Source organism: Rhodococcus sp. EPR-157 (assembly GCF_001647195.1).
Taxonomy (GTDB): Bacteria; Actinomycetota; Actinomycetes; order Mycobacteriales; family Mycobacteriaceae; genus Rhodococcoides.
This window is the reverse complement of the sequence record NZ_LVCV01000266.1, coordinates 1-6,851: the sequence shown is the minus strand read 5'-3', so window position 1 is coordinate 6,851 and position 6,851 is coordinate 1. Positions and strand designations below refer to the sequence as shown.

Genomic DNA, 6,851 nt, shown 5'->3' with positions numbered 1-6,851 from the left:
TCCAGTCACGCTGAGGAGCTAGCCCGGGTGAATTACGTCGCAGCACGTCGGACCAGACGAGCGAATCAGTGTGCAGATCGCCAAAGCGATCAACGCCGACGGATAGTGCTCTCCCGACAGATAAGGCTGACAGGCCGCACATTTCTCCTGAGACCTTCGCAAGACGAGTCGTTACCGCAGACAGTCGAGTCCGTGCTGTCTGAAGGCGTCGTCCGAGCAACTGACGTCACAACGACGAACTGAGCAATCGGATCCACCAATGACCTACCGGATGGGTCTGCAACGACAGTTACCGCACCGTCAACGCATCTTGACCTACGCAAGCGATCGTGACGGCGCCCGTCGGTCGAGCAGGTCTACTACAGTCAAGAATCGACCCTCTACCGGAGATGTCGCAAGCGTGGAAGCGGCAAGAAAACTCGGGGCAATTCAGAGTGTCGAGTGTCTAACGGGACGAACTTTTTGCACGGCTCCGCCGAAGTGTCCTTTAGCCTGAATTCACCGATGGGCTGAGTGTGTGACCGTGAATATTGTTGTGCGGGATCGGCTCGGGTGTGGACATGTTCGGGTGCCCGATCTCGGGGGTCGGGTTATTCCACTGGGTCTTTCGCGTTGCGGGCGGGTATGGACTGCTCGGTTAGGGGAGAATGTGGGCGTTTCGCCCGAACATGCTGTCGAACAATGCCTTCCAGCTCGCTTCCCAGGCCCACTTCTCCGGTAGGTGCAGGGTGAGTCTGCGCGCGGAGTAGGCGATCCGGGCGGGCACCGAAATCAATGTGCGCCTGATGGTCCCGGTCGTGGCCTTCGCGAGTGTCGATTCGCCGGTCAGTGTCGCGGCGGCGCGGGTGAGGTTGAACGCCATCACCGCGCAGACCAGCCAGGCCGCGTTCGCGCAGAACTTCCCCGACGGCATGTGGGCGAGGGCTGAGTTCTTCAGGTCGGCATGGACCTGTTCGATGATCGCGTGGCGGCGATGGGTTCGGTCGGCGGCGACGGTGTCGAGGTCGGCGCGGTCGGTGGTGGTGAAGAACGCGTGGAAGCGCCACACGTCGAACAACTCGCCCTGGCCTTGGTCTGTGCGCGGGCGCAGGTCCGGGATGCGGCGCACGATCAGCCGGCCGGGGGTGTGGTGGGCTTTCTTCTGCGACGCGAACGCGGTAAACGGAATCTCCGCTACCTCGGCGACCGAAATCCATTGCTGGGTGTCGGTGTCGTAAATCGAGTTGGTGTATCGGATCGGTGTCCACGCGTCATCTGCGATCGAGCTGATCGCGGTCTTGATCACCGAGTTCAATCCGGTGGTGATCGAGACATCCGCGCCGCCGCGCAGCGCGGCACCGATGCTGGGGTATCCGAAATACGCCGAGTCCGCCCGCAACAACGGCTTCGGCGATGCGCCCACGGTGTCGGTGTCTGTGTTGGTTTTCGTGACTGCGTCGCGGAGTCGGTCGACGGTGGTGAGGGTGTCGGCGATCATGCGTGCGGCACCACGAGAGGACCCGCAGGCGCCTTTGCGGAGGCGTTGGGCGGTGATGACCGGCGCGGTCGTGCTGGTGGTGACGGTGGTGATCACCGAGTTCAGGCCTCGGACGCCGGAGTAACCGTAGCCGGATCCTTGTTTACTGTGGCCGTGGACTTCGATGATGGAGTCGTCGATGTCGATCATCACCGGTTCGGTATCGATTCCTGCCAGCAGCGGTGTGCGTTCTGTCAGTGCCAGCAGTAGCCGGGAGGCGACGGCGTCGAGCTGGCGGACGTGACCGAACCGGAACTGCCGCAGAAACGATCCCAAGGTCGAGGGTGCGTAGGGCCGCTCGAACAGAATGTGCATCGCGCCGTGCCGCAGGATCGCCATGTCGGAGATACTGTCCGCACCCGCGACCATGCCCGCGACCAGAGATCCGATCTTGCGGCCTGCGTTGGATCCCGTGTCGCCCGGAACCGACAGATGGTCATCGGAGAGCGTGAGCAGGCCTGATCGCTGCGCCAACGCCATCACCGGCACCAACCCGCCCGCGGATACCAGGTTGGGGTCGTCGAAGGATGCGGCAGCGACGGGTCGGGTGTGGGATAGTTGCATCTGCGAGATGCCCTTCGTCGTGGTTGAAATGTTCCCTAGACAAGAACAATTCTCTCACTACGGCAGGGCATTTCGTGTTTAGAGCGTGCGGCCGACCGTCGCTGAATCGGTGCATTCAGGTTTAGTCAGGACAGGGGTAGATCCGCCAGCGATTGGCGGTCCTTCTTTCGGTCGACGTAGGTCAGGTCCATATCTCCGACCGTAAAGCGGTCGGTCCAATACGTGCCGGTGATGTACTTGGGGAGTCTTCCGACGACAGTGAACTCACATGCCCCTCGGTGCGGAGCGCTCCGCGGGCGGTGTTCCGCCCGCGGCTCGTTTCGGTACGTGTAGGTCAGCAGCGTTTGCTCTTTGCTTTCGCCGTGGTTGCGCAATGATGCGATCTCCGACATCGAAGAACTCTCGGCCGTCAGCAGTCGCACGCTGATCGTCCAGAACGTCTGCTCAACGACCACAGCGCTTGTGATCGGCCCCCAGTTCCCACCCTTCGGAATTCGACTCTTCTGGTGCGGCCGGATGGTCGTGCGCCAGGTTCCGTCCATACGTGGTCGCCCTACCAATATATGAACGCCTGGCCACTTCCAGATCCAGAGGTCGAAAGCGACAGCGAGTAACACGGAGGCGGACGGAATGTAGGCGAGAAGTCGTCGCATCGAGTCATCGATATCGACGCCGCTGAGGTAAAGCCCAGCGCCCCAAACCGCGCTGACTGCAACGGCGACGATCCGGACAAGCCGAGCTTGGTCCTTAGACATTAGTAGTCCAGGTACTGCCAGGTCGCGAGCACGAGTTCACGTGCATCGCCCGGAGTCCATTTGGCTCCGGGGTGGAAGAGATACTTCAACCCGTTCGGTTCTTCCCAGTCTGTCCGCACGTAGTTCTCTTCCTTCAATCCGTTCCACAGCCACACGAGCACGGACTTGAACCCGGCGCTGAGATCCGACCCACCCGTGACTATCTCGTCCTGCACATTCCAGATAAGACACTCCATGAAGTAGGACGGCAGGTCGCTGATGGTGCCGTCTGCGACCAATTGGTTCTCTGCACTCTTCAGCGCACGTGCGAATCTCTTGTATCGGCCGTTGGTCCGTCCGTTCTTGGCCGTGCCGCGGTCGAGTTGCTGTTGCGGGTAGTTGACAATGGGCGATCCAGTTTTCGGGAACACCTTGCTGCCTCTATGCTGCCGGGTTTGGTCGGACGAGTCGTAGCGGACGTAGTCAAAACTTGGGACCACGTCTATGTCGGGGCGGGTGCCGTCGTGCTCGTCGATGGTGATGGCGACGACTCCGGACCCGGAAACCTCGCCTGGGAATTTTGCATCTAGCGCCGCCAAGATTTCGGCGCGCCAGAGTGGCGGTGTCCAATCGCCGTCATATGTAGGGGTCCCTTCACTCGACGGTTGCTCGCAGCCGTTGTACTCGTAGTAAAGGCACTCTCGGTTTTGCACCGCGATGTCGACATCACTGTCGAGGCGGACGTTCGTGTTGTTGGCGTAGGAGCCTTTCGCGTAGATGTGGTACGACACGCCATTGAAGGCCGGCCACGCGTCAATGGCGCTCTTGACCATCCGTAGGGCGCGGTCCTGCTTGTCCTTCTCGTAATCGCTCGACGGCATCACCCAACGACGAAGAATCGCTTGGCGTTCTACAAGGTTCATATCTGCTCCCGGTTTCTCACCAGGAGGCTACAGCTGGGCACCGACAGTTCTAACTATGCGATGGAGCCCGTGACTCCAAAGCCTCTGACAGGCGACAACGAAATTGCGAGCACGTACGTGTTGCGAATCAACGAGGGCGACCCGGCGGCTTTAGGGGTCGCGAGACCGTCACCTCCAGGCAGACTGGCTATAAGCCGATGTCGTTGACGGCATTCCCAACGAGTGGGGTGTGCTCGCGGCGGTACACCTCGACCGAGTCGAGGCTGGCGTGGCCGGTTTGGCGGGCGATGGCGGATCCGTCGGCACCGTTGCGGGTGCCCTGTGTGACAAACCCAGCGCGCAGGGAATGACCTCCGAGCTTGGCGAGAGCGGTTGGGTCGAAGCCCGCGTGGTCAGCACGGCGACGGATGGTCTGGTGGATTGCTGCTCCGGACAACGGAGTGTCCCCCAGGTTTCCGTTCTTGGCGATGGCGCGAAACAGCGGCGCGCGAGCGGCGGTGCGAGGTACTCCCCCACGGCACACGTGCGCGTCGAACAACTCCCGCTTACGGAGCAGCCTAATCACCGACGGCCTGCCGCCGACGTCGAATGCGCCGACGATCTGGACCCAGCGAACGTACGCGCATGGCGGGCAGGTCTCGTGAGAGTCGGTGTACGGCAGCGCTTTCACCGCTCCTCTGCCCTCTTGGTCGGTCTTCGACTTCCGCAACCGGATGTGGAGGCCGTCGTACCGATGCACAGTGACGTCCCCACACACCATCTCCGACAACTCGCTCCGGCGGTATGCGCCGGCGAAGCCGAGGAGCAGAATTGCCGAGTCACGGCGTTCGAGGACCTCGTCGGCCCACCCGCGACACCGCTTCCGTGCCGTCTCGACAAGGAGTTTGATGTCATCGACAAGCAACGGGTCTCGCGGGGTGCGGGCTCGGTCCCCCGCGGCGGCGTACTCCCGGCGTATCCCGGACAGGGTGGCGGTGACGAGTTCGTGTGCGGACGGGGAGAGGTGTCCGGTGGTGCGGTGCTGGTGGTTGATCGCCGCGATCCAGGTTCCGAAGGTAGAGACGGCGTAGGACCGCTCCCCCGCTTCGGTGCGGGTATCGGCGGCGTCGACGAGATACGCGGCAACGGTGACCGGGTGCGCCGGCAATGCGGCATGTCCCTCGCGTTCGCACCAGCCGGCGAAGCGTCGCCACCCGGCGGCGTAGGTGCGCCGCGTCCCCTCCGACCGCGAAGATTCCACCGCTCTCGCGATCCGCTTCGCGATGGCAGGTGGGATCTCTGGCTCCACGGCCGCAGTTGCAAGTTCCACACGGCCGACCGATGTGCTCACCGCGGGTGTTTTGCCTGGCCGGAAGTCCATAGCGGCAGCCTAGCGCAGGTCACCGACAGAGCTGCGGAGCGAAAACTGTGCTGAAATGGCGTTTCAGCCAAGACGGTGCGGAAAATGCAATTTACGTGGCCGATATCTATAAAATCTAGGGTGACTATGCTGAGTTCGAAATCTTCCAAATTTTCGTGTCCGTTTAGACGCCGTGATTCCTGAAGGTATTGATCCAGGGCGCGCATGGGGTTGGCCGGGCTGCGTCCGACACTCCCCTGGTCCAAGAGCCGGTCCGGACAGGAAACAGCCCCCGACGGGAACGCTGGTATCCGCCGGGGGCTGCCGCTATCTCAGCTGGATCAGACGTCCTGCAGCATCCTTACCAGCTTCTGCACGTCGTCTTCGCTGAGCGCTTCCCTGATCGCAGTCGCAACTGCTTGCGGATTGCTCTTGAGTTTCGTCAGAGCGCGGATGGCGGAAGTCGTACGTGATCCGTTTTGTCGGTCACTATCGCCGGGCCGGGGTCGCTTCCCTTTGATGCCCGGACCCGGCTGCTTCTCTTGTCGCGACGACCAAGCTGCCACCTGCTCAACCGATGGAATCTGAGCGAGTTCCCGTGCATCGCGTATTGCGAGGTCGCCCGATCGGAGTTTCTCGCGCAGCTCAGGTTCAAGTTTTAGCAGAGCGCGCCTTTGAGAAATCCAGCCTTCGGACTTTCCCAGTTTGACCGCGGCTCTAGATGCGCTGCCTAGCTCGGTAACCAGTAGATTGACGGCCTCTGCCTCCTCGACGACATCGAAGTCGCGCCTGTCCAGGTTCTCAACTATTGAAGCCCATAAGACTGATTCTTTAGAGGTCGCGAGACTGTCGCGAACTACGACGTCCAGTCCCTTGCGACCGAACTTCTCGCTCGCTGCAAGTCTCCGGCAACCGTTGACAACGACCCAGCGTGCCGAGCCGATTGCCTCGCTGTCTTCCGGCCATAGCTCTAGCCATCGCGCGCTCGTTATGACCGTTCCTGGCTGCAGCTGTCGTTCGGCGATTGACGACAGGTCGTCCAGGCTTCCCAAAGACGAGCGCGGGTTGCGCGGGTTGGCAACGAGTTCCGCGATTGGCACGTCTGGTCTGAACTGGCCATCCACCGGGGTGCCCGCATCAACGGGCGACCGGTCCCCCACCGAACTGACCAAGCTTGTGAAATCGACCCGGCCGCCACGTGACTTCTGAGAGGTCGCCATCACATACCAACTTCAAGCTCAAGGCAAAGACGCTGAAAGTCTTCACGGGCCTGTAACGACGCTCGATTGGGTGGATACTCAGTCACGACCAACCCTTGAGCTGCCGCGCGGCTGTGCACCTTGTAATGGCGTACAACTGTGTTTGCGAGGGGCCAACCCTGCGCTTGAACGAAGGCTTCAGTCTGTTCGAGATCGACCCGGCCATCTCGCGGGTCCCAGTTGTTGATCACGACCTTGAACGGGATTCCGCGTGGCTCAAGTACTTTCGAGATGGTGCGGGCGGTGGGGTCGAAGCTCAGCGGCTCGGGAACTATCGGAACGATTGCAAGATCGGTCACCGATAGTACTGCGTCGAGCGCTTGGCCGGAAGTGCCGTTGTCGACAGCACCAGGGCGGTCGCCAATCCATCCTGGCGTGTCAACGTAGACATGTTTGATTCCATCCAAGTTGGGAAGATGCCGAAGCATGTCTGGCTCGTCTATCTGAGTGACACGGAACGGAAGGTCCTGGACTCGCTCGGCCCACCACACAGCTGAGCCCTGCGGGTCGATAGAC

6 protein-coding genes are annotated in these 6,851 nt (G+C 61.5%); all 6 read right to left on the bottom strand.

Annotation, left to right across the window (positions count from 1 at the left end; genetic code table 11):
* Positions 1-637: 637 nt before the first annotated feature.
* Entirely contained in the window at positions 638-2,080 is a 1,443-nt protein-coding gene (locus A2J03_RS12175; RefSeq protein WP_068373958.1) for an IS1380 family transposase, read from the bottom strand.
* A 125-nt stretch (positions 2,081-2,205) separates the two neighbouring features.
* Entirely contained in the window at positions 2,206-2,835 is a 630-nt protein-coding gene (locus tag A2J03_RS12170; protein WP_094650840.1) for a hypothetical protein, read from the bottom strand.
* Positions 2,835-3,737: a hypothetical protein gene (locus A2J03_RS12165; RefSeq protein WP_068373955.1), complete on the bottom strand. Its 903-nt coding sequence runs from the start codon at positions 3,735-3,737 to the stop codon at positions 2,835-2,837. The genes A2J03_RS12170 and A2J03_RS12165 overlap by 1 nt, the downstream gene beginning before the upstream one ends.
* 187 nt (positions 3,738-3,924) lie before the next feature.
* Positions 3,925-5,097: a tyrosine-type recombinase/integrase gene (locus tag A2J03_RS12160; RefSeq protein WP_068373952.1), complete on the bottom strand. Its 1,173-nt coding sequence runs from the start codon at positions 5,095-5,097 to the stop codon at positions 3,925-3,927.
* Positions 5,098-5,417: 320 nt separating this feature from the next.
* On the bottom strand, positions 5,418-6,176 hold the full coding sequence (locus A2J03_RS12155; protein ID WP_231912496.1) for a ParB/RepB/Spo0J family partition protein: 759 nt from the start codon (positions 6,174-6,176) through the stop codon (positions 5,418-5,420).
* 119 nt (positions 6,177-6,295) lie between these two features.
* The coding region (locus A2J03_RS12150; protein ID WP_068373943.1) for a ParA family protein at positions 6,296-6,851 on the bottom strand (556 nt) is incomplete at its 5' end.

What these genes read in the sequence shown, in the direction of transcription:
- A2J03_RS12170 (WP_094650840.1), bottom strand. Translation starts at nt 2,835, where the DNA reads ATGTCTAAGGACCAAGCTCGGCTTGTCCGGATCGTCGCCGTTGCAGTC.
- A2J03_RS12175 (WP_068373958.1), bottom strand. Translation starts at nt 2,080, where the DNA reads ATGCAACTATCCCACACCCGACCCGTCGCTGCCGCATCCTTCGACGAC.
- A2J03_RS12165 (WP_068373955.1), bottom strand. Translation starts at nt 3,737, where the DNA reads ATGAACCTTGTAGAACGCCAAGCGATTCTTCGTCGTTGGGTGATGCCG.
- A2J03_RS12160 (WP_068373952.1), bottom strand. Translation starts at nt 5,097, where the DNA reads ATGGACTTCCGGCCAGGCAAAACACCCGCGGTGAGCACATCGGTCGGC.